This is a genomic window from Rhodococcus sp. GB-02 (assembly GCF_053470465.1).
The window spans coordinates 1,155,538-1,177,340 of the sequence record NZ_JBPUKE010000001.1 but is presented as its reverse complement, the minus strand read 5'-3'; the positions used below and the strand labels follow the sequence as shown (position 1 = coordinate 1,177,340).

The window sequence follows — 21,803 nt, the reverse complement described above, 5'->3', positions numbered from 1 at the left end:
GTGCAGATCACCCGACGCACCGTACTGGCAGGCGCTGCCGCCGCACCTGCGCTCGCCGCTCTGTCGACGAGCCAGGCCGTCGCAGCTTCGCCGACACGCTCAGTTTCACCCGCACGCACCGACAAGTCGTCGGCGTCGCTGCAGGTGGGCGTCGGAATTTCCGATGTGACCGGACCGGTCGCCGAAGTCGGCATGATGGGCTACTCAAGCTTCGATCAACGCGCCGAAGGCCTGCACCAGCGAATGCGCGCACGCGCCTTCATCTTCGAGTCCGGCGGGTCACGGGTCGCCTACGTGTGCGTCGACAACTGCATGATCTTCCAGTCCGTTCACGACGAGGTCCTGCGCCGACTGGCCGGGAGGTTCGGTGACATCTACACCGAACGCAACGTCATGTTGACGGCCATCCATTCACACGCGGCATGTGGTGGGGCCTCGCACAACTACGCGTACAACCTCGCAGTTCTCGGCTTCGAATTGCAGGTGTTCGAAGCCGAGGTCAACGGCATGGTCGAGGCGATCAGCGCTGCACACGAGAACCTGGCGCCAGGCACGGTCCGTTTCGGGCGGTCCGATCTCACCGATGCCAGCGTCAACCGCTCGCGAGTGGCATTCGACCTCAATCCCGAAGAGGACAAGGCCTACTACCCCGGCGGCAACGATCATCACATGCGTGTCCTGCGGATCAGCGGGGGCGGCAAGGACATCGGAGCGATCAACTGGTTCGCGACCCACTGCGCCTCGCTCACGAACGAGAACCATCTCATCTCCGGGGACAACAAGGGCGCCGCGGCGTACTTCTGGGAGCACGACGACCAGGGTGTGCGCTACCTCGACGGCGACGCCAGTTTCATCGCCGCTTTTCCGCAGACCAACAGCGGCGACATGTCACCCAACCTCTTCCTCGAGCCCGGCCGCGGACCGACCGACGACGAATTCGAGAATGCACGCATCATCGGGCTCCGCCAGGTAGCGGCGGCTCAAACTGCCTTCGACTCGGCCTCCGAAACCGTGGCCGGTGGCGTGGACAGTCGGATCATGTACCTGGACATGGCCAATCAGGTGGTGAGCGGAAGATTCACCCCGGATGGGCGCGAACACCGCACCGCACCGGCCGCGATCGGCGCGGCAATGAGCGCCGGAAGCGTCGAGGACGGACCGGCAATTCCGATCTTCCCCGAGGGCACCCGAAACCCCATGATCGACGCCTTGGGTGGTATGGATGCTCCTGTGCCTCAATGGCTTCAGGACGCACAGTCCCCCAAGCTCGTAGTCGTTCCGGTCGGCCTGCTGCCACCGGGCGGATGGGTGCCGAACGTACTCAAGATCCAGATCCTGCGGATCGGCCAGTTCTACATCGTCGGTGGCCCTGCGGAATTCACCATCGTCTCCGGATTACGGGTGCGTCGAACCGTCGCCGAGGAGCTTGGGGTCCCCCTCGAGAACGTCATCTTCCAGGGATACGCGAACTCGTACTCGAGCTACTGCACCACACCACAGGAATACGATTCGCAGCAATACGAGGGCGGTTCGACGATGTTCGGTCGTTACACGCTGCCGGCCTATCAGCAGGGGTATGCCGCCCTTGCAGCCGCGATGCGCGACGGCACCGAACCCCCTCGCGGCCCCGCGCCCGCCGACCTATCCGGGTTCCAACCCAGCTTCGGGCCTGGCGTCGACTTCGACGAGCCCTTGCCTGGAACACAATTCGGCGATGCAACCGTCCAGCCCGGCGACAGCTCACCGGGTGCGCAGGTTGCCGTCGAGTTCGTCACCGGCCACCCCAAGAACGACACTCACCGAAACGGGACCTTCTACGAGATCCAGCGCAATACCGGCGGATCCTGGACGCGCGTGGCAGACGACAACGACTGGTCCACCAAACTGCATTGGCGGCGGGTCGGGAGCAACGGTTCCGTCGTGCGCATCACGTGGGATGTTCCGGCCGATACTCCGGCGGGTACGTATCGAGTCCAACACTTCGGTGCGTCGAAGGCTCGGGGTAGCGGCGCGATCTCGCCCTTCTCCGGGGTGACCGCCGAATTCCGCCTCACCTGACTCGCAGTGGCTAGGTTCAGGCTGCGGTCGGGTGTAGCGAGGTGCTCGACGTCGACTGCTCTGACGCTGCCGGGCGGTCGATCTTCGCCGCGACGATCAGGACCAGCAGACCGGCGACGGTGACTGCCGCTCCCATCCAGATCGGGGAGGTGAAGCCGAGTCCCGCGGCGATGGTGATTCCGCCCAGCCATGCGCCGAGCGCGTTGCCGACGTTGAAGGCGGCGATGTTGGCACCTGAGGCCATGGTCGGTGCTGCCGACGCGTAGTTCATGATCCGCATCTGCAGACCGGGAACCGTCGCAAAACCGAAGGCGCCCATGAAGAACAGCGAGATCACGGTCATGACCTTGCTCTCGGCGGTAGCGGCGAACACGATCAGAACGATGGTCAGGATCGCGAGAATCCAGACCAGTGCCTTCGTCAGCGAGCGGTCGGCAGCCTTGGCGCCGAGGAAGTTACCGACGAACAGGCCCGAGCCGAAGAGGATGAGCAGCCACGGAACGCTGGACGTCGCGAATCCCGTTACCTCGGTGAGTGTGAAGGCGATGTAGGTGAAGGCTCCGAACATTCCGCCGTAGCCGAGGATGGTGATGGCAATCGAGAGCCAAACCTGCTTGTTGCGGAACGCCCCCAACTCTCCGCGCAATCCGCCGCCGGTCGTGCTTGCGGGCGTCGTCGGGACGAGTGCTGCAATTCCGATCAGAGCGATGACGCCGATGACGGTGATAGCCCAGAACGTCGAGCGCCATCCGAGTTGCTGGCCCAGCAGCGTGCCGAACGGAACGCCGAGAACATTGGCGATGGTCAGGCCCGCGAACATCATCGCGATGGCGCCGGCGCGCTTGTTGGGCGCGACCATGTCGGCGGCAACCACCGAGCCGATTCCGAAGAACGCACCGTGGCACAGCGCCGCGACGATGCGTCCGCCCATCATGACCTCGTACGACGGCGCGAGCGCGGACATCAGGTTGCCGATGATGAACAGCACCATGAGCGAGAGAAGGACCTTCTTGCGCTCGAAGCGGGTGACGGCAGCGGTCAGGAGGATCGCGCCGATCGCCACCGACAGTGCGTAGCCCGAGATCAGGTAGCCCGCGACGGACTCGGTGACCTCGAAGTCGGCCGATACCTCGGGCAGGAGGCCCATGATGACAAATTCGGTGAGGCCGATCCCGAACCCGCCCATAGCGAGGGCAATGAGACCCAATGGCATCTCGATGTTCCTTTCACAGATTAACGCGCAAGCCGTTAGCGGGCGTATGCAGTAGTTGCAGGCGCGCTATAAATAGTTGCACGCGCGCGCTACATGCGCAAGCTGGTAACCTTGAGCGGCACGAAACGGACAAGGAGAATCACATGGGGATCGCCGACGACGCCGTCGAAATCCGTTCGCAAGGGTGGCGCACGCTCGCAGCACTGCACGGCGCGCTCGACACCGAACTGGAACGCGCCCTCCAGCGTGAGCACAAATTGTCCGTCGTCGAATACACCGTGCTCGACGCACTGAGCCGCCAGGACGGCTGGCACATGCGCATGGCCCAGTTGGCCCGCGCTGCCGCACTGAGCAGCAGCGCCACGACGCGCTTGGTCAATCGACTCGAAGATCGTGGGCTACTGACGCGCATCCTGTGCGCCGACGACCGTCGAGGCATCTACACGGAGTTGACGCCGGCCGGCCGCGAGCTTCTCGAAAACGCCCGGCCGACGCACGACGCCACCCTCGAAGCCGCACTCGACGAGGCATGCAAGACACCCGAACTCGCGCCGTTGGTGCGCGCCCTCCACGAACTCCCTGTCGGCTAGAAGTCCGCCGGAAGCAGGGCACGCTCTTTGATGCCCGAGACCACCTGATCGACAAACACACCCGCGTCGACGACTGCCCGCCCACCACGCGCGGGGACCAGAACGTCGACGGTGCCGCCGTGCACCTCGTTGTCCCCGATCACCGCGATATACGGATCCCGGTGGGTGCGGGTCTCGCGGATGCGACGTCCCAACGATCCGCCCTTCGAACCTTTCGATCAAAAGCGCAGTCATACGTTCCATCGACCCGAGCAAGCCCCGATGGATCATGACGGGGCGAGCCTTGGATCCGTCCTCGGCGGTGTACCCGAGTTCGAACCGCTCCGGTTGGTTGAAGTCGAGTTGCACGGTCGAGAGTGTTTCCTCGCGGCCGTGCGCGGTCTCGTACTTGGACGTCGATCTTGGGACCGTAGAACGCTGCCTCCCCCTTTGCTTCCACGTACTCGATCGAGCGTGCATTCGGTGCTCGGCGAAGTTGATCCTCGGCGTCCGCCCACTGCTCGTCGGCGCCGAGGTACTGTCCCTCTCCCCTCTGATCGAGAGGCGGTACTTCCGTTCGGCAATCCCCAGAGTCGAGTAGCAGCGCTCGAGATTGATCTGTCTGACGCGGTTCAGCCCACTGAGAACTCCGGAGAGTTCACTGCGAAACATCGAGCCGAGTTCACGAACGCGGAAAGGTAGCTCGCGATAACTACGACCGCGAGCGGCGAATACCTGAGCGCGATGAGGACAGTTAGCCGGACGAAGGAGAAATGACTCTCCGCCTATCTTCATTTCAGGGAACATGTCGTCCGAGAACTTGGACCAATGCCCAGATCTCTCGTACAACTCTTTCTTCGCCATAACGGGGGTATAGACACCCCGGCAACCGGATCGCGCTGCTTGCTCGGCGGCGAACTTTTCGACTTCGCTCCTGATGATCGCGCCGTCCGGTAACCAGAGTGGGAGGCCCGCTCCGACGATGGGGGTGGTGGCGAAAAACTCCAGCTCGCACCCGAGTTCGCGGAGGTCAACGCTCATGAGAGCTCTCCAAATCGTTCAAGGGGAGACACACGGAGCGAAGAATCAAGAAAACACCCGGGGCGAAAACTCACGGGGCTGAAAGGGTTCGGTCAGCAGTTGCTAAACGAAGCGCCGGAAGAGAACCGGCGTCGTCGTGCTGTGCGCAATACTGACCATGTACGCGAGGTTACATCAACTTCCGACCCACCTACAGCCCGAATTGTCGGGCCTCTATGCTGACGCAACTGGGAAGGCGCAGCAGTAGCCAACGAAACACCCACGAAGAGCGAAGTTTCGGCAATCATGTCCGAACGTGAGGTTCTCGGATATGAGGAGGATGTGCGACGGTGCCGGACCACTTGCTCGAACAGTTGATCACCATTCCTTTGTTCACAGGAATCATCGGGTACATCACCAATTGGTCGGGCGTCCTGATGCTCTTTGCGCCGATCAACTTCCACGGGATCAAAGTGCCCGGCCTCAAACTGCTCTTCCCATTCCTCCCCCGGCGCGTCCAGGTGATCCCCGCGATCACGAGCGACGGCCGATTCGGATGGCAAGGCATCGTCCCCTCCCGTGCGGAGAAGATGGCGTCGATCGCCGTCGACAAATCCCTCGCGAAAGTCGGCAGCATCGCCGACTTCTACCGCGTCCTGGACCCGGACAGCATCGCCGAGCATTTGGTGAACATCTCGCGCAGTGAAGTGCGCGGCGTGGTCACCAGAATCATGACGGCCGAAAATCCTCAGCTGTGGCACAACCTTCCGACGTCGGTGAAGGAAGCCGTCTTCCGCAAGGTAGAGGACGATCTGCCGGCCAGCGTGCGCATGATCACCGACCGCATCGAAGAAGACATCGACGAGTTCATCGACGCGAAGCTGATGGTGATCCGCTACCTCTCCTCGCATCCCAAACTGCTCAACGACATCTTCCGCACGATGGGCAACAAAGAACTCCGGTTCATGCAGAACTTCGGCTTCTACTTCGGCTTCCCGATGGGCTTCGTGCTTGTCGGGATCCTCCACCTGGTTCCGCAGTGGTGGGTGCTTCCCATCGGTGGCGTGATCATCGGATACATCGTGAACTACCTCGGCATCACGATGATCTTCGAACCGATCACCCCCAGCCGTTGGGTGCCGTGGAGGCAGGGACTCTTCCTGAAGCGACGCACCGAGATCATCGCCGGGTACGCAAAAACCCTCGCTGATCACGTCGTGACGCTCGAGAACATCGGCACCGAACTCCTCGAAGGTCCCCGTTCGGACCGAACGCGGCGGATGCTCGATCAGGTACTGCGCGAATCCGTCGACGACGCAGCCGGCTGGGCAAAGTCGGTGGTCAAGATGACCGTCGGTTCGCAGAGCTACAAGCGTCTGCCCGGCCTGGCCACCACCGAAGTGCTCGACCTGTACCCAAGGGTCTTCGAGGACGCGGAGTTCGCCGAGAACCAGTCGGAGAAGATTCGTGTCTTCGTCACCGAACGCATGAGCATCCTTTCACCGGAAGATTTCAGCGAACTACTACGCTCAGCCGTCAAGCAGGACGAGTGGTTGTTGTTCGTACACGGGGCCGTGCTGGGCTCGTTTGCCGGTTTCCTACACCTCGCAATATTCGGAGTATGAGCATGAGTGAGCACGACCATCGCATGATCGTCGAAGCGGAATCGTACGACTGGGCTGCGGACATCACGCCGGTCGAATCCGTCGAAAAGCGTCTGATCCGTAGCCTTGTCGGGCTGACCGCCACGACGACGCTCACGTCGATCAAGTTGACAGGATGGGCTTTCGGAACGGCGAAGGAGGCGACGCGGCAGATCGTTCAGGCCGCCGCCGAAGCCGCGGCAGAGGCTGCGGAATCCGCCAACGTGAATTCCGAACGTCGGGCCGAGAACTCCAACGGAGACGGCTCGCGGACGGAGAATCTGCGGGCAGCGATGGCAACTCGTACCAATCGCAAACAGAGCGTCGAGGCCACTCTCGCGGCGCTGCGGGCACGCGGCGACAGGTTGCTGGACCGTTCCGCGGACGTGACCGATCGCGACGATCTGCACCCGGCCTACGACCGGATCCTCGACGAGATCGCACCCGACGAAGCCCGAATTCTTCGGCTGTTGGCCACCTCCGGTGCGCAACCGAGCGTCGATGTGCGCACGGCCCGGCCGTTCGGAGTCGGCTCGGAGATGATCGACGAGGGTCTGTCGATGATCGGAGAACTGGCGGGATGTCGACATCTGGACCGCATCAGCGCTTACCTGAACAACCTGCATCGGCTCGGTTTGGTGGCGTTCTCACGCGAGCCCGTCGAGGCCGACCGGTACCAGGTGGTCGAGGTGCAGCCGTCGGTGATCGAAGCGGTCAAACGTGCAGGAAGATCCAACAGGATTGTGCGTCGTAGCATCCTGTTGACGCCGTTCGGTGACGACTTCTGTCATACCTGTTTTTCACTGTAGGGCCTCCGGCCCTGTGCGCCTTTTTGGTAGTGGTAACTACCAAAAGGCGCACAGGGGGGTGCCCCTAAAGCCAGGTATCTTCTGTCGTGGTCGTCAGGAACGCTTCCAGATCGTCACGCCAGGTAGCCGGTACAGTCTTGTCCGGCTCGATGCCCGTGTACTGCCCACGATAGAAGAGCAGCGGGCGTTCGGTTTTGATCTCACTCATCGACGACACACGTCCGAAGACGACGTAGTGATCGCCGCCGTCGTGGACGGTTTCCACCGTGCAGTCGATGTGTGCCAGGGACTTTTCGATGATCGGCGAGCCCAGAGGTGATGGCGTCCAATCGATACCGGCGAACTTGTCCGGCTCACGTGACCCGAAACGAGCACATACCGCTTGCTGTTCCTCCGCCAACACGTTGACGGCGAACTTCCCGGTCCGCTCGATCGCCGCCCACGACCGAGAGCCCTTGGTGGGGCAGAACAACACCAAAGGCGGGTCGAGTGACAGGGCGGCAAAAGACTGGCACGCGAACCCGACGGGCTCACCTTCGTCGACTGTCGTGATGATGGTGATACCCGTGCAGAACTGCCCGAGAACCGTGCGGAACTGGCGTGGATCGATCGCCTGCTCCGCACTCACCGACGCGTCGGGCGAACTCACGGCTTCATTCCCACCGTGAAGTCGTGACCCCACAGGCTCACGGCCGTACTTTCCCTCGCGATCCAGTTTTCGTCCTCGACCTCGAGCCCCTCACAACCGAATTCGATGTCGAACCCGCCCGGAGTCTTCATGTAGAACGAGAGCATCTCGTCGTTGACGTGGCGACCGAGCGTCGCCGACATCTTGACCTTCTTGCGCAGTGCTCGGTCGAGGCACAGTCCGACGTCGTCGGAGTTCTCCACCTCGAGCATCAGGTGCACGATGCCCGTCGGGTTGGGCAACGGCAGGAACGCCAAGCTGTGGTGACGCGGGTTGCAGCCGAGGAACCTCAGCCACGCCGGGTCGCCGTCCGCGGGCCGGCCGACCATCTGCGGAGGCAGACGCATCGAATCGCGAAGTTTGAATCCGAGTACGTCGCGATAGAACCGCAGCGAAGCGTCGTCGTCGTCGGTGGTGAGCACAACGTGGCCGAGCCCCTGCTCGCCCGTCACGAACCTGTGCCCGTACGGGCTCACGATCCGGCGGTGTTCGAGAGCAGCGCCGTGGAAGACCTCGAGGGAGTTGCCCGAGGTGTCCTCGAACGCGATCATCTCGACGACGCGACGGTCCTTGAGCTGCTCCGCCGTGCCTTCCTTGAACGGAACACCGGCTGCCGACAACCTGTCACGGATATCCTGCAGCTCAGCCGCATTCGCGGTTTCCCAACCCGAGACGAGCAGACGGTCCGTGTCGTTCGGAACGATGACAAGACGCGCCGGGAAGTCGTCCATCCGCAGATACAGCGATTCCGCGTCGACGCCCTTGCCCTCGATCATTCCGAGGATCTTGAGTCCGTACTCGCGCCACGCGGCCATGTCGGTGGCACCAATGCGCATGTACGCCAGAGATCGAATACCCATCATTTACCTCCGTCGAGCAGGAAGTCGGTTGCGAGCCGGTTGAATTCGTCGAACTTCTCGAGCTGCGCCCAGTGACCGCAACCGCCGAAGACGTGGAGCTGCGCGCGCGGGATCATCTTGAGCGCGACCAGTGCGCCGTCGAGGGGGTTGACCCGATCCTCACGGCCCCAGATCAGCAACACGCGCTGACGAAGCTTGTACGCCTCGCGCCAGAGCATGCCGAGCTCGAAGTCGCCGCTGGAGAAGGACTTACCCATCGCCTTGGCCGCAGCCAGCGACTCGGGAGTGCTGGCGGCAGCAAAGCGTTCGTCGACGAGTTCCGGCGTGATCAGCTTCTGATCGAAGACCATGATCCGCAGGAATGCTTCGAGGTTCTCACGTGTGGGCTGGTAGCTGAACTTCCCGAGGTTCTTGACGCCCTCGGTGGGGTCCGGCGCAAACAGGTTGACACTGAGACCGCCGGGGCCCATCAGAACGAGGCGACCGGCACGGTCCGGGTAGTCGAGCGCAAAGCGAACGGCAGCGCCACCACCGAGCGAATTGCCCAGCAGATCAACGCGACCGGTGATCTCGAGCGTGTCCAGGAGATCGTTGAGCGCCGACGCACTGTGAACGAAGTACTGCGGATGCTCCGTCGGCTTGTCGGACTGCCCGTAACCGGGCTGATCGACCGCGATGACGTGAAAGCTCTTCGCCAACACCGGAATGTTGCGGGCAAAGTTCGACCACGACGACGCACCTGGGCCACCGCCGTGCAGCAGCACGATGGTCTTGTCGTTGCCGACGCCTGCCTCGTGAAAATGCAGTTTCAGATCGGGGCGCACTTGCGCGAACCGTGAGGTGGACTCGTAGGTGAGGGCTTCTTCGGTGGTTGTCACTGAGCCTCCTCTAGACCATCGTGTCGGTGATCGGCAGACCGAATTCGCCGGTTCCGAACATGACGTAAGCGCGTTCGGGATCGTTCGCGGCGTGGACGCGACCAGCGTGAGCGTCACGCCAGAAACGCTGAATCGGCGTGCCGTTCTGCAGCGCCGTGGCACCGGAGTTCTCGAAGAGCTTGTCGATCGAAGCGATCGCACGGCCAGTGGCGCGCACCTGGTCACGTCGAGCGCGCAGCCGCAGTTCCATCGGAACCTCTTCGCCCGCAAGGATCAACGCGTACTCGTCGGCGACGTTGCCGGAGAGCTGACGCCACGCGGCGTCGATGTCGCTGGACGCCTCGGCGATGCGCACCTTGGCGAACGGATCGTCCTTCGACTTCTCGCCGGCGAACGCAGCGCGAACGCGCTTGCCCTGGTGCTCGACGTGCGCTTCGTAAGCGCCGTATGCCATTCCGACGATCGGTGCCGAGATCGTGGTGGGGTGAATGGTTCCCCACGGCATCTTGTAGACCGGTGCGGTGTTCTTCTCGAGGCCCGGGGCGGTCAGCTCACTCATCGCCCGGAAGCTCAGCACGCGATGCGTAGGAACAAAAACATCCTTGACCACAACGGTATTGGAGCCGGTTCCACGCAGGCCGACCACATTCCACACGTCGTCGATCTGGTAGTCCTCGCGAGGAATCAGGTAGCTCACAAAATCGACTGCGCGGCCATCCTTGAACACCGGGCCACCGAGAACAGCCCAGCTGGCATGGTCACAACCCGAGGACCAAGCCCAAGCGCCGTTGACCTTGTATCCACCCTCCACTACTTCACCCATACCCATCGGGGCGTAAGAGGACGAGATTCGAACGTCAGTGTCGTTGCCCCACACGTCTTCCTGCGCCTGCTGAGAGAAGAGGGCGAGGTGCCAGTTGTGTACCCCGATAATCGAGGAGACCCACCCTGTGGAACCGCACGCGCTGGCGATCTTCTTGACCGCGGAGTAGAACAGCACCGGATCGGCTTCGTATCCGCCCCACTGCTTCGGCTGCAGCAAGCGGAAAAAGCCTGTTTCCTGAAGAGCCTTGATGGACTCGTCGGGGATACGACGCAGATCCTCGGTCTCCTGTGCGCGCTCGCGCAGTGCCGGCAGTAGTGCGTCGAGCCTCTGCATCACCTCATGGCTGTCATGGTTACCCACTTCGACGCTCCCGTCTTCCTCGATCGGTTGGTTCACTTACACTTGAGACTAGAACACGTTCTCTTTTCTGTCGAGACGCTGACAAAGGTCCCGTTTGTGGCCGCAATGCTGTAACAAGTGCCCCCAAAATCTGGCGGAACCGGATCGAGTTCTATAACGTGTTCTACTAACAGCTAGAAGGGATGTGAGGTCACAATGGCGCAGATTCGCGAGATCGACGTCGGAACGGTGCAGACTCGTTTCGCCCGCGGTTGGCACTGCCTGGGTCTACTGAAGACCTTCAAGGACGGCAAACCGCACGCGATCGAGGCTTTCGGTACGAAGCTCGTGGTGTTCGCCGACAGCAAGGGCGACATCAAAGTTCTCGACGGATACTGCCGTCACATGGGCGGTGACCTCACACAAGGCGAGGTCAAGGGCGATTCCATCGCTTGCCCCTTCCACGACTGGCGTTGGGGCGGCAACGGAAAGTGCACCGGCATTCCTTATGCCCGCCGCGTGCCTCCGCTCGCACGTACCCGCGCGTGGACGACCCTCGAGCAGAACGGTCAGCTCTTCGTCTGGAACGACCCCGAGGGCAACCCACCGCCCGAGGAGATCGTGATTCCTCGTATCGAGGGCGCGTACAGCGACGAATGGACCGACTGGACCTGGAACTCCATGGTCATCGAGGGTTCCAACTGCCGCGAGATCATCGACAACGTGGTCGACATGGCGCACTTCTACTACATCCACTACGCCTTCCCGACGTACTTCAAGAACGTCTTCGAAGGTGAGATCGCCACTCAGTACCTCAACACCACGGGCCGTCCCGACATCGGAATGGCCTCCCAGTACGGCGGCGACACGCTGCTTCGCTCCGAAGCTGCGTATTACGGACCGTCGTACATGGTCAATCCCCTGTGGAACAGCTACAGCGGATACGAGGTCGAGAGTGTGCTGATCAACTGCCACTACCCGATCAGCCCGGATTCGTTCGTGCTGCAGTGGGGCGTGACGGTGAAGAAGCCGACGGGCGTCTCGGACGAGATGGCCGACAAGTTGGCCGGCAAGTTCACCGAGGGCATCAGCGAGGGATTCCTGCAGGACGTCGCGATCTGGAAGAACAAGACCAAGATCGAGAATCCCCTTCTCTGCGAAGAAGACGGCCCCGTCTACCAGCTACGACGCTGGTACGAGCAGTTCTACGTGGACAAGGCCGACGTCACCGAGAAGATGACGCAGCGCTTCGAGTTCGAGGTGGACACCACCAAGGCAAACGAAGCCTGGCACGCCGAGGTCGAGGAAAACCTCGCACGCCAGAAGGCCGAGAAGGAAGCTGCAGCAGAAGCGGCAAAGAAGGAAGCAGAGGTCTAGTCGTGAGCGCCTCGATCGGAACCGACGCACGGTGGGCTCGTTGGGCCAAGGCACCGGATTTTGCCGGGCAAACGGCACGGCTCGAGGCGATCGCGGCCCAGACGATCGAGGACAAGCACGAATACCTCGACTCGGGTCTGCAGGAAGTCGACTGCAAGGCATGCGGTGCCTGCGTACTGGTTCGCAAGAACACGTACAAGCACACCAGCGTTCAGTGGACTTCCGACCCGGCGCTGCGTTGCCACACCTTTAAAGAAGCAATTGCTTCCGGTCAGTCGACGGCATTGAAAGACGGATGCCCGAAGCTGCACGACAGCATCGCCGACGCGGTCAGGGACGGCACCATCACAGTGCGTGACCCCGAGGTCAGCTGACCGAAACCAACCAACGAGGGCCGATCCGCACTGGGTCGGCCCTCGTTTTGCATCCGGTATCCGTTTCAGGCTGCTCCCGAACCGATGACCTGATCGAGAAACGGCCCGAACATCTCCCCCAGGTTCTCGGCGATCTGATCGGGAGCACCGAAGGACAACGTCACGTGACTGATCGCCAGACGCACTATCGTGCCGCCGAACATCTCGGCATGGATGCGGTCGACGTTCGCCCAACTGGTCATGAAGATCTCGGCCAACCTCGCGCTCGCATGTTCGAGCAGCGGAGTCCCGTCGGTGGTGACCAGGCTCAGCAGGTCATGTTGCGGACGGGGACCGACAATACTGACCACCATCGGATCCCGGGCACCGGCGTCGAAGAAGGCACGGAAGGCTGCCGAGACCGCGCCCCGCGGATCCGAATGATGCAGCGTTACTTCGCGTTCCACCTCTTCGAGAAACTCGTCGACAAACCGGATGAGGTATCCGGACGCCAATCCTTGGCGAGACGTGAACTCCTTGTACAACGTCTGCCGGCTCATACCCGCAGCTTCCGCGATATGCGCCATCGTGATGTCGCTCCACGATTTCTCGGTCAAGAGTTCGCGTGTGGCGTCGAGCGCTGACGCACGGAGAAGTTGACGAGCTGCCTCGTGGTACGGGACACGGGCACGAGCGGTGGACATATCGGGAAGATTTCCATCGCCCGTGCTCGGTGTCAAAACGGTGGACACGCAAGCCGCAGAAGTCACGAGCCCACTCAACGCACAGGTGCGGGGAGAAGGCCCGCTGCAAGTTCGGTCAGATCACTGTTCGAATCGGCGAGTACGTCGACACTGAAGTCCGCGGAGCGTTCAATCAGGGTTCGAACGGCGCGAATGTCCTTCGGCCGCCCCACGCTCACAGCACCGACGATACCTCCGTCGCGCATGCAGATCGCAGTGAAGTCGTAGGAGTTCACGTCTCCTCGCACAATCACGGTGTCGTCCGCGCCTGGCCAACCTGCTACCTGAATGTTTCGGCCGAATTGGTTCGACCAACTCCATGGGACAGATTCGAAGGGTTCTTCCTTCCCGACGATGGTCTTGGCAACTGCGACGGCGTGGTCCTGCGCGGTGTTCCAGTGCTCACCGCGGTGCATGCCGCCGAGGAAACCGTTGGGCACGTTGGCCACATCGCCGATCGCGTACACATTATCGACAGACGTCCTGAGGTATCCGTCTACCGAAATCCCGTTGTCCACTCCAATACCCGCAGCAGCAGCCATATCGGTATCGGGCAAGGATCCGATTGCAACCACGGCCAAGTCCGCTGTCCACTCGCGTCCGTCACGCGCGCGTGCGGTGACACCGTCGGCACCTGTCGTCAGCGTCTCGAGGTCGACTCCCGTCTGCAAGTCGACGCCTGCCAAGGCGTGCAGCGCGGCGATCTTCTCCGCTATCGACGGTGGAAGCAGCCTGGACAGGGGCAGCGGTTGCGCTTCGAGAACCTGCACACTGCAACCCAAGTCTCGTGCCGTTGATGCCACCTCCGATCCGATCAAGCCACCGCCGACCACCAGTAGCGAGGATCCTTCGATCAGCTGGGATTGCAAGCGTCGCATGTCTGCGATATCCCGAAGATAGTGAACGCGCTCGGAGTCTTCAGCGGCCAATCGTCGGGACCGTCCACCCGTGGCAAGAATCAGAACGTCGTAGGCGACGCTGTCCCCGTCGGCTGAAAGCACTGTGCGGGCATCTGTGTCGATTGCGGTAACAGTCGCGCCGATCCGAAGGTCGATACCCTGTTCGGCCCAGAACGTCGACGGCCGCAACCGAACCCGATCGATCGACGCTTTCCCGGACAGTAGTTCCTTCGACAACGCCGGGCGTCGGTACGGCTCCTCGGGTTCGCTGCCGATCAGAATGATGCTGCCGCCGAACCCTTCCTTGCGCAGGGCCTGCGCCGCACCGGAACCGGCGATGCCCGTGCCCACGATCACGACGGTGCGTGTGTCGGGCTCGCTGACCGCTGTCATCAGCGGTCCACCTCCACCATTTCGAAATCGACTTTGGCAGCACCACAATCAGGGCAGGACCAGTCTTCGGGAATCTCGTCCCAGCGAGTACCCGGCTCGATACCGTCATCGGGCCAGCCGATCGCTTCGTCGTATTCGAACCCGCACTGGAGGCAGCGGAACAATTTGTATGTAGTGGCAGTCTCGGACATCGGTTTTCCCTTCGCCGGTGGGTATTTCGATCAGGATTGTGTGACGAGAGTGAAGTCGATCTTCTCGCGGACGCCGCAGTCGGGACAACACCAATCGTCCGGGATACTCGACCACGGCGTGCCAGGCGGAAAGCCCTCTCGCGCAGCACCTGTCGATTCGGTGTACGTGTAGTCGCAGATCGGGCAGATATAGGCGTTCATGCATTCACCCCGTAGGCTGCGAGGATCTTGGCGCGCTTCTTCGGCGCGATGTTGACCTGAGTGATGTCACCTCGGTAGTGCTCGAGAACGCGGTGGTCCATCACCTTGCGCCACAGGGGCGGGACTGTTGCGAGCATGATCATGCTGGCGTAGCCGCTCGGGAGCTGAGGGGCCTCTTCCATACTGCGAAGCGCCTGGTAGCGACGTGTCGGATTCGCATGATGATCGCTGTGTCGCTGCAGGTGATAGAGAAAGACGTTGGTGCAGATGCGATCACTGTTCCAGCTGTGTGCCGGCGTGCATCGCTCGTACCGTCCGCTTGCGGTTTTCTGACGCAGGAGTCCGTAGTGCTCGAGGTAGTTAATCGCTTCGAGTAACGAGAACCCGATGAAGGCCTGGATCACGAGGTACGGCGCAATGCCGATCCCGAATACTGCAAGCGCGACACCGAACAGGACTACAGACATGAGCCAGGCATTGAGCACGTCGTTCTTGATGCTCCAGTGTGTGGTGCCCAAACGCTCGAAGCGGGTCTTCTCGAGATGCCAGGCCGACTTCAATCCCCCGCCGACGCTGCGCGGCCAGAATCCGTAGAGGGTCTCACCGAAGCGCGAGGTCGCCGGATCTTCCGGAGTCGAGACCCGCACATGGTGGCCACGGTTGTGTTCGAGGTAAAAGTGGCCGTAAGCACTTTGCGCGAGAACGATTTTGGACAACCAGCGCTCGACGCTCTCCTTCTTGTGCCCGAGTTCATGGGCGGTGTTGATGCCGATTCCGGCCGTCACACCGATCGTCACTGCGAGTCCGATATTGGAGAGAACGCTCAAATCCCAACGCGCCCAGATGTAGCAGGACAGGAAGAAGGCCGTGTACTGCAGCGGTAGATAGGCGTAGGTGCACCACCGGTAGAAGCGGTCGTTCTCGAGTTCGTCGATCACCTCGTCGGGCGGATTCTTCCCGTCCTCACCCGCCAGAATGTCGATGACAGGAATGAGGGCAAAAGCAATCAGTGGGCCGGTCCACCAGAAAACATTCCATCCGGTGGCGGTAACAAGCCCCACGGCGATGAAAGTTGCCGATGACGGAATCAGCGCCAACAGCCATAAGTAGCGTTTCCGGTCTCTCCAAGTTGCGAGCCGACCATCTGGCTCCGTGTACACCAACGCCGCCATCGAATTCTCCAGTTCTCGTTCGGATCAGGGAGTGCGTCCTGCGCGGCAACCCGCGACACGAACAACATCTATGTATAGAGAGTGGACAAATTATGGTGTTTTGTCAACGAATTTCAAGGTAAAACTTTTACAAATATGCCGATTTGTACATCAAGCAGGTGTGGAAGCAGATCAGAATTCGAGGAACCGAGGGCGCAAAAGCGCACCGAAAGGCGCCCGCGCCTCACGCGAAACGTACGACGCTTCGCCGTGCCGGGAATACAGGCGATCGGCTTCGTACCGCGGAAACACGTGGACGTGGTGGTGCCAGACGTCCTGGTTGCCCGCCGGTTCGTTGTGCTGCCTGGTCGAGACACCGTCACAGCCGTATTCTTCACGAATTGCAACAGCCACAGCCTGAACCAGGTCGAACACCGAGTGCCCGACGCTCGTGGGCAAAGTGTAGAGATTCTCGAAGTGTTCGATCGGTGACACAAGTACGTGGCCAGGGTTGCCCGGCCACCACTTCGGGGAAATCCGAGCAATTACGTTGTCGGTTCGGGCGACGAGGTCGGTCGACGCGTTGTGCTCGTCGAACTCGCCGAGCGCGTAGCGACAGAACGGGCAGCGGTACCCCGGCGGCTCATGATGCAACTCGTCTGCCCTCACCTCGCGATCTTCCCACGATCCCAACGTCTTCGATCCATGCAGAAAACCCCCCCAGATCTCCGATTTGGGTCAATTTCCCCAAAACAAAAGTTCGCTTACCCATACTGAAATGACCGACTGTCCCCGACGTGAGTGGGTCCTCATGGATACCGACGTATTGGTAGCGGGCGCCGGCCCGATCGGTTTGACCACCGCGATCGAGCTACGCAGACGCGGTATCTCATGTCGAATAATCGACCCCCTGGACGAACCGCGGCAATACGCGAAAGCCGTCGGGATTCAGCCACGCACTCTCGAACTCTTCGAGAACATGGGGGTGCTCCGCCAGGCACTCGACGCCTCGACAGTGATGCGCGGTCAAATCATGTACACGAACGGCGTCGAGGTCGGCCGCGTCGACCTCACCCTCCCCGAGGACGTTCCTTACTGGTTCCTCTGCCTGCCCCAGTACTCGACGGAGCGCATCCTCACCGAGCGCCTCGCCGAGCTGGGGACAACCGTCGAACGCGGAGTCGGCCTCTCCTCATTCGAACAATCCGACGACGCCGTCACCTGCACCCTCAGCGACAGCAGCGCCGTGACGACCCAGTACCTGGTGGGTTCCGACGGCGCGCACAGCGTGGTCCGCAAAGGGCTTGGCCTGAGCTTCGAGGGCGGCGCGTTTGCCGAAAGCTACATGCTCGGCGACGTCGAAGTCGACTGGTCGATCCCCAGCGGCTACTCCGTCCGCGCCAACCACACCGCCGACGACGGAACCACCGACGACCTACTCGTGTGCATCCCGCTCCCCGGACACAAGCGGTACCGCATGTCGATGCTCGTTCCGGACGATTTGATGCCGGACGAATCGTCGAACAAAGCCTCTGTACAACACGGCTTTTCAACAGGCAAAACACCTGAACTCCATCACGTCCAAGCCGTTCTCGACAGACTCTCCCCACAACCGACAACCGCCTCGATGCTGCGATGGTCCTCGGTCTTCCGCATCAGCCACCGCATCGTCGACGCTTACGGTCGCGGACGGGTTTTTGTCGCCGGCGATGCCGCGCACATCCATCCCCCGACTGGCGCGCAAGGCATGAACACCGGGATCCAGGACGCCCACAATCTCGCATGGAAGATAGCGCTCGCCGTCAAAGGCGTTGCAACAGCAGATCTTCTCGAGACCTACGACACCGAAAGGCGGCCGGTCGGTGAAGAAGTCGTCGGGATGACCGTCCGAAATGCTCGAGAAGGAATCGGTTCGGGAGAGTCCTCCATCGACACGGCAATGCGGCGCCAGGCTCAATTGTTGATCGACTACTCGGAGAGTCCGCTGAACACCGGGCGTGATTCTTCGAGTCCACACGTCCAACCGGGCGAGCGCGCACCCGATGCCCGCGGAATGCGCCGAGACGGTGTGCAGTATCCAATTCGGTTGTTCGACTTGCTGTCCGGAGTCGATCACACGTTACTGCTGACTTCGGACGGATCCGCAGAGAGCATCAACAGCCTCGAGAAGGTCGCCGACGCCGCCATTCGATCAGCGCACCGCATGTTGGACGTCTACGCGATAGTGCCACCGGGAACCGTGACCGTCGATTCGTTGGTGCCGATCATCGAGGACAACGACTCGCAACTGTGCGCCGCGTACGGGGTCGAAGGTACGGCGGCGCTGGTCATTCGCCCCGACGGCTACCTCGGATTCCGTGGTCACCCGGAGAACGTTTCCGACTACTTCACGAAAGTGTTTGCCGTCAAACAGGAATGAGCGAAGCGAACATCAACCGGATCTCCGGTGAGAGCTTCATCAACTCGACGTATCCACCCAACGGCCCGGCATCGAGGTAGGAGAACTCCATGCCGGCGCCCTCTACCCGACCTTGTTGCACCACCGACATTCCGCGACGCTCGGCCTCGAGCAACGTCGCCTCGTAATCGCTTGGAACCCAGGCCATGTGATGAACTCCGACGCCGTGAGTCTCCAGGAACTCCGTGTACAGGTTGCGTCCGGACACTGGTTGGATCAGCTCGAGCTGTTGGCTGCCCGCATATCCGATCGACACGTGCACGACATAGTCCGCGGGCTCCCCGCGATACGTTGTGGTCTCGGGGCCAAAGACGATGCCTGGCATACGCAGCCACCGCTCCACTCCCCACTGCCGAGTGAACTCCTGTTCGGCAGCCTCGATGTCCTCGACCACCCAGCAGATCTGGAAGATCGGTCCCGAGACCAACGGGTTCATGCCATTTTTCCGTTGTCGACCGAGTAGACGGCCCCGTGTATCGCCGAGGCGTCGTCGGAGGCCACGAAAGCCACCATCTTCGCAACGTCCTCGGCTTCCATCAAGCCACGCGGCGACGCAACTTTCATGACGAGATCGAAGTCGACTCCGTCGGGGAAGGTGAATCCGGTGACTTGAGGAGTCATCATGCCACCGGGGCAGATTGCGTTGACACGCAGAGATTTTCCGGTGAACTCCATCGCCATCGCTCGGGTCAGTCCGATGAGTCCGTGCTTGGCAGCGCAGTATCCAGCCGAGTACGCCTGTCCTTCCAGCCCCGCGATCGAGGAGACGTTGACGATGTTGCCGCCTCGTTCCAGCAAGTGCGGCAGTGCTGCGCGGGAAAGGAAGAACGGTCCGTTCAGATTGACCGCAAGGTCATGTGCCCATTCGGAATCCGCAATATCCGCCGTATGACGAAGCGAGTGCGATCCCGCCACGTTGACGAGGATGTCGATACCACCGAGTTCGTCGACGCACGCTTGCACGGCCGCATCACACTGAGCAGAATCCGAGACGTCCGTCGCTGCGTAACGACGCTCACCGTCCGTGCCGACCACCTCGACCATCGACTGCCGCAGCTTTTCCTTGTCACGGGCGACACCGAAAACCTTTGCGCCCCTGCGGTGGAGGATCTCGGTGACGGCGCGGCCCAACCCTGAGGACGCGCCGGTCACCAATGCCACTTTTCCGGCCAGTACGTCTGCCATGGCCTAGGAAGCCGCTGCTTCGCGCTGGAGTTCCAGCGCGATGTCGATCAACTGATCTTCCTGGCCGCCGACCAACTTGCGCTTGCCTGCGCGCACCAACAGCTCCGCGGACGACACTCCGTACCGCTCGGCCTGACGCTCGGCATGCTTGAGGAAGCTCGAGTACACGCCGGCGTAGCCCATCATCAGTGCCTGACGATCGAGCAGGCACTCCTGCGGCATTGCCGGGCGCACAACGTCTTCGGCAGCATCGGCGATCGCGAAGAAGTCGATACCGGTCTTGACTCCGATCTTGTCGCAAACACCGACAAAGGCCTCGACCGGGGCGTTGCCGGCACCCGCACCGAAACGTCGGGTGCTACCGTCGATCTGCTTGGCGCCCGCACGAACTGCCGCAATAGAATTGGCGACGCCCAGGCCCAGGTTCTCGTGGCCGTGGAAGCCGACCTGAGCATCGCTGCCGAGTTCCTGAACCAGTGCCTCGACGCGATCGGATACCTGCTCGAGTACCAGCGCGCCTGCCGAGTCGACCACGTACACACACTGGCAACCCGCGTCGGCCATGATGCGAGCCTGCTTGGCCAGCTTCTCCGGCGGAATCGAGTGAGCCATCATGAGGAATCCGACTGTTTCGAGTCCACGCTCACGCGCGAGGCCGAAGTGCTGAATGGATACGTCTGCCTCGGTGCAGTGAGTTGCGATGCGGCAGATGGACGCACCGTTGTCCTGCGCGATGACGATGTCGTCCTTGATGCCCAACCCGGGCAGCATCAGGAAGGCGATCTTCGCGTTGGTCGCCGTCTCGACTGCAGCTTTGATCAGTTCCTGCTCGGGAGTCTTCGAGAAGCCGTAGTTGAAGGAGGACCCGCCGAGGCCGTCGCCGTGAGTGACCTCGATGACCGGCACTCCGGCTCCGTCGAGGGCACCGACGATGGCCCGTACTTCTTCGACGGTGAACTGATGACGCTTGTGGTGGGAGCCGTCGCGCAGCGACGTGTCGGTGACGCGGATGTCCCAGCTCGAATCGAAATGAATCATGTCGCTCATGCCTTCACACTCAGAAGCTTCTGGGCGATTTCCTCGCCCACCTTGGTGGCTGCTGCCGTCATGATGTCGAGGTTGCCCGCGTACGGGGGCAGGAAGTCGCCTGCGCCTTCGACCTCGACGAACGTGGTGACTGTGGCATAGCCACCGGAAACGACACTCGGTTCGTCGAACTGCGGTTCGTTGAGCAATCGGTAACCCGGCACGTACTGCTGGATGTCCTTGACGACGCGGTGAATGGAGTCGGTGATCGCGGCTCGATCGGCGTCCTCGGGAATGGCGCAGAAGATGGTGTCGCGCATGATCATCGGCGGGTCTGCGGGGTTGAGGATGATGATCGCCTTACCGCGCTGGGCACCGCCGATGGTCTCGATACCGCGGCTGGTGGTCTTGGTGAACTCGTCGATGTTCGCGCGAGTTCCCGGGCCGGCGGACAACGATGCAACAGAGGCGACGATCTCGGCGTACGCCACGTCGACGACACGCGACACCGCGTAGACGATCGGAATGGTTGCCTGCCCACCGCAAGTGATCATGTTGACGTTGGGCGCGTCCAGGTGCTCACGCAGGTTCGCGGGCGGAACCACAGCCGGGCCGACCGCGGCCGGAGTCAGGTCGACGGCACGGATACCGGCGGCCTCGTAGCGGGGTGCTGCCTCGCGGTGCACGTATGCCGACGTCGCCTCGAAGACCAGGTCCGGTTTCTCCGCCTGGCTGAGCAACCAGTCGACGCCCTCGGCGGAGGTCTCGAGTCCCATCTTGCGAGCGCGAGCCAATCCTTCACTCTCGGGATCGATTCCGATCATCCATCGCGGCTCGAGCCACTCGGAGCGCTGCAGTTTGTACAACAGATCGGTGCTGATGTTTCCCGATCCGACGATCGCCACACTTGCCTTGGTCATGAC

General features: G+C 61.7%; 23 protein-coding genes and 1 pseudogene. 7 read left to right on the top strand and 17 right to left on the bottom strand.

What is annotated here, in order from left to right; genetic code table 11:
* Positions 1-2,058 (top strand): neutral/alkaline ceramidase, encoded by a 2,058-nt coding sequence (locus ACSW29_RS05610; protein WP_448276777.1) that lies wholly within the window; start codon positions 1-3, stop codon positions 2,056-2,058.
* Positions 2,059-2,074: 16 nt separating this feature from the next.
* Here ACSW29_RS05610 and ACSW29_RS05605 read toward each other — a convergent pair whose 3' ends face one another.
* Positions 2,075-3,271, bottom strand: coding sequence for an MFS transporter (locus ACSW29_RS05605; RefSeq protein WP_448276775.1), 1,197 nt, complete (start codon positions 3,269-3,271; stop codon positions 2,075-2,077).
* A gap of 143 nt (positions 3,272-3,414) precedes the next feature.
* Here ACSW29_RS05605 and ACSW29_RS05600 point away from each other — a divergent pair, with 143 nt between their 5' ends.
* Positions 3,415-3,861, top strand: coding sequence for a MarR family winged helix-turn-helix transcriptional regulator (locus ACSW29_RS05600; RefSeq protein WP_317827459.1), 447 nt, complete (start codon positions 3,415-3,417; stop codon positions 3,859-3,861).
* On the opposite strand, the gene ACSW29_RS05595 is transcribed toward ACSW29_RS05600, so the two are convergent.
* Together ACSW29_RS05595 and ACSW29_RS05590 are read right to left on the bottom strand one after the other, a co-directional pair.
* Positions 3,858-4,055, bottom strand: a complete 198-nt coding sequence (locus tag ACSW29_RS05595; protein ID WP_317827460.1) for a hypothetical protein — start codon at positions 4,053-4,055, stop codon at positions 3,858-3,860. The two genes, ACSW29_RS05600 and ACSW29_RS05595, sit on opposite strands and share 4 nt — an antisense overlap.
* Positions 4,056-4,131: 76 nt before the next feature.
* Positions 4,132-4,635: pseudogene (locus ACSW29_RS05590) on the bottom strand (aminoacyl--tRNA ligase-related protein); the annotation flags it as partial.
* Between the two features lie 575 nt (positions 4,636-5,210).
* Here ACSW29_RS05590 and ACSW29_RS05585 point away from each other — a divergent pair.
* Together ACSW29_RS05585 and ACSW29_RS05580 are read left to right on the top strand one after the other, a co-directional pair.
* On the top strand, positions 5,211-6,485 hold the full coding sequence (locus ACSW29_RS05585; RefSeq protein ID WP_007734105.1) for a DUF445 domain-containing protein: 1,275 nt from the start codon (positions 5,211-5,213) through the stop codon (positions 6,483-6,485).
* 2 nt (positions 6,486-6,487) lie between these two features.
* Positions 6,488-7,312 (top strand): Abi-alpha family protein, encoded by an 825-nt coding sequence (locus ACSW29_RS05580; RefSeq protein WP_230814796.1) that lies wholly within the window; start codon positions 6,488-6,490, stop codon positions 7,310-7,312.
* Between the two features lie 64 nt (positions 7,313-7,376).
* Here the strand turns inward: ACSW29_RS05580 and hsaB are convergent, their stop codons facing one another.
* The 4 genes from hsaB to hsaA are packed head-to-tail and all read right to left on the bottom strand — an operon-like array spanning position 7,377 to position 10,924.
* Entirely contained in the window at positions 7,377-7,961 is a 585-nt protein-coding gene (hsaB, locus tag ACSW29_RS05575; RefSeq protein ID WP_269590714.1) for a 3-hydroxy-9,10-secoandrosta-1,3,5(10)-triene-9,17-dione monooxygenase reductase subunit, read from the bottom strand.
* Positions 7,958-8,860: an iron-dependent extradiol dioxygenase HsaC gene (gene hsaC / locus ACSW29_RS05570; protein ID WP_003945585.1), complete on the bottom strand. Its 903-nt coding sequence runs from the start codon at positions 8,858-8,860 to the stop codon at positions 7,958-7,960. The genes hsaB and hsaC overlap by 4 nt, the downstream gene beginning before the upstream one ends.
* The gene (gene hsaD / locus ACSW29_RS05565; RefSeq protein WP_003945808.1) at positions 8,860-9,738 is read right to left on the bottom strand and encodes a 4,5:9,10-diseco-3-hydroxy-5,9,17-trioxoandrosta-1(10),2-diene-4-oate hydrolase; all 879 of its coding nucleotides are present in this window, start codon (positions 9,736-9,738) and stop codon (positions 8,860-8,862) included. The genes hsaC and hsaD overlap by 1 nt, the downstream gene beginning before the upstream one ends.
* Positions 9,739-9,748: 10 nt before the next feature.
* The gene (gene hsaA, locus ACSW29_RS05560; RefSeq protein WP_269590724.1) at positions 9,749-10,924 is read right to left on the bottom strand and encodes a 3-hydroxy-9,10-secoandrosta-1,3,5(10)-triene-9,17-dione monooxygenase oxygenase subunit; all 1,176 of its coding nucleotides are present in this window, start codon (positions 10,922-10,924) and stop codon (positions 9,749-9,751) included.
* Positions 10,925-11,119: 195 nt separating this feature from the next.
* On the opposite strand from hsaA, the gene ACSW29_RS05555 reads away from it, so the two are divergent.
* Together ACSW29_RS05555 and ACSW29_RS05550 are read left to right on the top strand one after the other, a co-directional pair.
* The gene (locus ACSW29_RS05555; RefSeq protein ID WP_003945847.1) at positions 11,120-12,280 is read left to right on the top strand and encodes a Rieske 2Fe-2S domain-containing protein; all 1,161 of its coding nucleotides are present in this window, start codon (positions 11,120-11,122) and stop codon (positions 12,278-12,280) included.
* Between the two features lie 2 nt (positions 12,281-12,282).
* Positions 12,283-12,654 carry a hypothetical protein gene (locus ACSW29_RS05550; protein ID WP_317827463.1) on the top strand — a complete coding sequence of 124 codons (372 nt, stop codon included), beginning with the start codon at positions 12,283-12,285 and terminating at the stop codon, positions 12,652-12,654.
* 65 nt (positions 12,655-12,719) lie between these two features.
* Here the strand turns inward: ACSW29_RS05550 and ACSW29_RS05545 are convergent, their stop codons facing one another.
* The 6 genes from ACSW29_RS05545 to ACSW29_RS05520 form a co-directional block, all read right to left on the bottom strand.
* Positions 12,720-13,337 carry a TetR/AcrR family transcriptional regulator gene (locus ACSW29_RS05545; RefSeq protein ID WP_317827464.1) on the bottom strand — a complete coding sequence of 206 codons (618 nt, stop codon included), beginning with the start codon at positions 13,335-13,337 and terminating at the stop codon, positions 12,720-12,722.
* Between the two features lie 74 nt (positions 13,338-13,411).
* Complete coding sequence (locus tag ACSW29_RS05540; RefSeq protein ID WP_448276772.1) at positions 13,412-14,668, bottom strand: NAD(P)/FAD-dependent oxidoreductase; 1,257 nt, start codon at positions 14,666-14,668, stop codon at positions 13,412-13,414.
* On the bottom strand, positions 14,668-14,859 hold the full coding sequence (locus ACSW29_RS05535; protein WP_060938438.1) for a rubredoxin: 192 nt from the start codon (positions 14,857-14,859) through the stop codon (positions 14,668-14,670). Before ACSW29_RS05535 ends, ACSW29_RS05540 begins: the two co-directional genes overlap by 1 nt.
* A 30-nt stretch (positions 14,860-14,889) precedes the next feature.
* Positions 14,890-15,060 (bottom strand): rubredoxin, encoded by a 171-nt coding sequence (locus ACSW29_RS05530; protein ID WP_081098331.1) that lies wholly within the window; start codon positions 15,058-15,060, stop codon positions 14,890-14,892.
* Positions 15,057-16,232, bottom strand: a complete 1,176-nt coding sequence (locus ACSW29_RS05525; protein ID WP_003945652.1) for an alkane 1-monooxygenase — start codon at positions 16,230-16,232, stop codon at positions 15,057-15,059. The genes ACSW29_RS05530 and ACSW29_RS05525 overlap by 4 nt, the downstream gene beginning before the upstream one ends.
* 171 nt (positions 16,233-16,403) lie before the next feature.
* Positions 16,404-16,880 (bottom strand): HIT family protein, encoded by a 477-nt coding sequence (locus tag ACSW29_RS05520; protein WP_031332834.1) that lies wholly within the window; start codon positions 16,878-16,880, stop codon positions 16,404-16,406.
* Positions 16,881-17,022: 142 nt separating this feature from the next.
* Here ACSW29_RS05520 and ACSW29_RS05515 point away from each other — a divergent pair, with 142 nt between their 5' ends.
* Positions 17,023-18,630 (top strand): FAD-dependent monooxygenase, encoded by a 1,608-nt coding sequence (locus tag ACSW29_RS05515; RefSeq protein ID WP_448277406.1) that lies wholly within the window; start codon positions 17,023-17,025, stop codon positions 18,628-18,630.
* Here the strand turns inward: ACSW29_RS05515 and ACSW29_RS05510 are convergent.
* Genes ACSW29_RS05510 through ACSW29_RS05495 form a run of 4 tightly spaced genes read right to left on the bottom strand, consistent with a single transcriptional unit; the run spans position 18,617 to position 21,800 of the window.
* The gene (locus ACSW29_RS05510; RefSeq protein WP_347871810.1) at positions 18,617-19,105 is read right to left on the bottom strand and encodes a VOC family protein; all 489 of its coding nucleotides are present in this window, start codon (positions 19,103-19,105) and stop codon (positions 18,617-18,619) included. The two genes, ACSW29_RS05515 and ACSW29_RS05510, sit on opposite strands and share 14 nt — an antisense overlap.
* Positions 19,102-19,854 carry an SDR family NAD(P)-dependent oxidoreductase gene (locus ACSW29_RS05505; protein WP_317827467.1) on the bottom strand — a complete coding sequence of 251 codons (753 nt, stop codon included), beginning with the start codon at positions 19,852-19,854 and terminating at the stop codon, positions 19,102-19,104. Before ACSW29_RS05505 ends, ACSW29_RS05510 begins: the two co-directional genes overlap by 4 nt.
* Positions 19,855-19,857: 3 nt before the next feature.
* Entirely contained in the window at positions 19,858-20,901 is a 1,044-nt protein-coding gene (gene dmpG / locus ACSW29_RS05500) for a 4-hydroxy-2-oxovalerate aldolase (RefSeq protein WP_214886863.1), read from the bottom strand.
* Entirely contained in the window at positions 20,898-21,800 is a 903-nt protein-coding gene (locus tag ACSW29_RS05495; RefSeq protein WP_124568885.1) for an acetaldehyde dehydrogenase (acetylating), read from the bottom strand. Before ACSW29_RS05495 ends, dmpG begins: the two co-directional genes overlap by 4 nt.
* Positions 21,801-21,803 lie beyond the last annotated feature (3 nt).

Coding starts and splice junctions, on each gene's coding strand:
- ACSW29_RS05525 (WP_003945652.1), bottom strand. CDS start 16,232: ATGGCGGCGTTGGTGTACACGGAGCCAGATGGTCGGCTCGCAACTTGG.
- ACSW29_RS05545 (WP_317827464.1), bottom strand. CDS start 13,337: ATGTCCACCGCTCGTGCCCGTGTCCCGTACCACGAGGCAGCTCGTCAA.
- ACSW29_RS05530 (WP_081098331.1), bottom strand. CDS start 15,060: ATGAACGCCTATATCTGCCCGATCTGCGACTACACGTACACCGAATCG.
- ACSW29_RS05505 (WP_317827467.1), bottom strand. CDS start 19,854: ATGGCAGACGTACTGGCCGGAAAAGTGGCATTGGTGACCGGCGCGTCC.
- ACSW29_RS05535 (WP_060938438.1), bottom strand. CDS start 14,859: ATGTCCGAGACTGCCACTACATACAAATTGTTCCGCTGCCTCCAGTGC.
- dmpG (WP_214886863.1), bottom strand. CDS start 20,901: ATGAGCGACATGATTCATTTCGATTCGAGCTGGGACATCCGCGTCACC.
- ACSW29_RS05600 (WP_317827459.1), top strand. CDS start 3,415: ATGGGGATCGCCGACGACGCCGTCGAAATCCGTTCGCAAGGGTGGCGC.
- ACSW29_RS05540 (WP_448276772.1), bottom strand. CDS start 14,668: ATGACAGCGGTCAGCGAGCCCGACACACGCACCGTCGTGATCGTGGGC.
- ACSW29_RS05510 (WP_347871810.1), bottom strand. CDS start 19,105: ATGAACCCGTTGGTCTCGGGACCGATCTTCCAGATCTGCTGGGTGGTC.
- ACSW29_RS05555 (WP_003945847.1), top strand. CDS start 11,120: ATGGCGCAGATTCGCGAGATCGACGTCGGAACGGTGCAGACTCGTTTC.
- ACSW29_RS05580 (WP_230814796.1), top strand. CDS start 6,488: ATGAGTGAGCACGACCATCGCATGATCGTCGAAGCGGAATCGTACGAC.
- hsaC (WP_003945585.1), bottom strand. CDS start 8,860: ATGGGTATTCGATCTCTGGCGTACATGCGCATTGGTGCCACCGACATG.
- ACSW29_RS05495 (WP_124568885.1), bottom strand. CDS start 21,800: ATGACCAAGGCAAGTGTGGCGATCGTCGGATCGGGAAACATCAGCACC.
- ACSW29_RS05605 (WP_448276775.1), bottom strand. CDS start 3,271: ATGCCATTGGGTCTCATTGCCCTCGCTATGGGCGGGTTCGGGATCGGC.
- ACSW29_RS05515 (WP_448277406.1), top strand. CDS start 17,023: ATGGATACCGACGTATTGGTAGCGGGCGCCGGCCCGATCGGTTTGACC.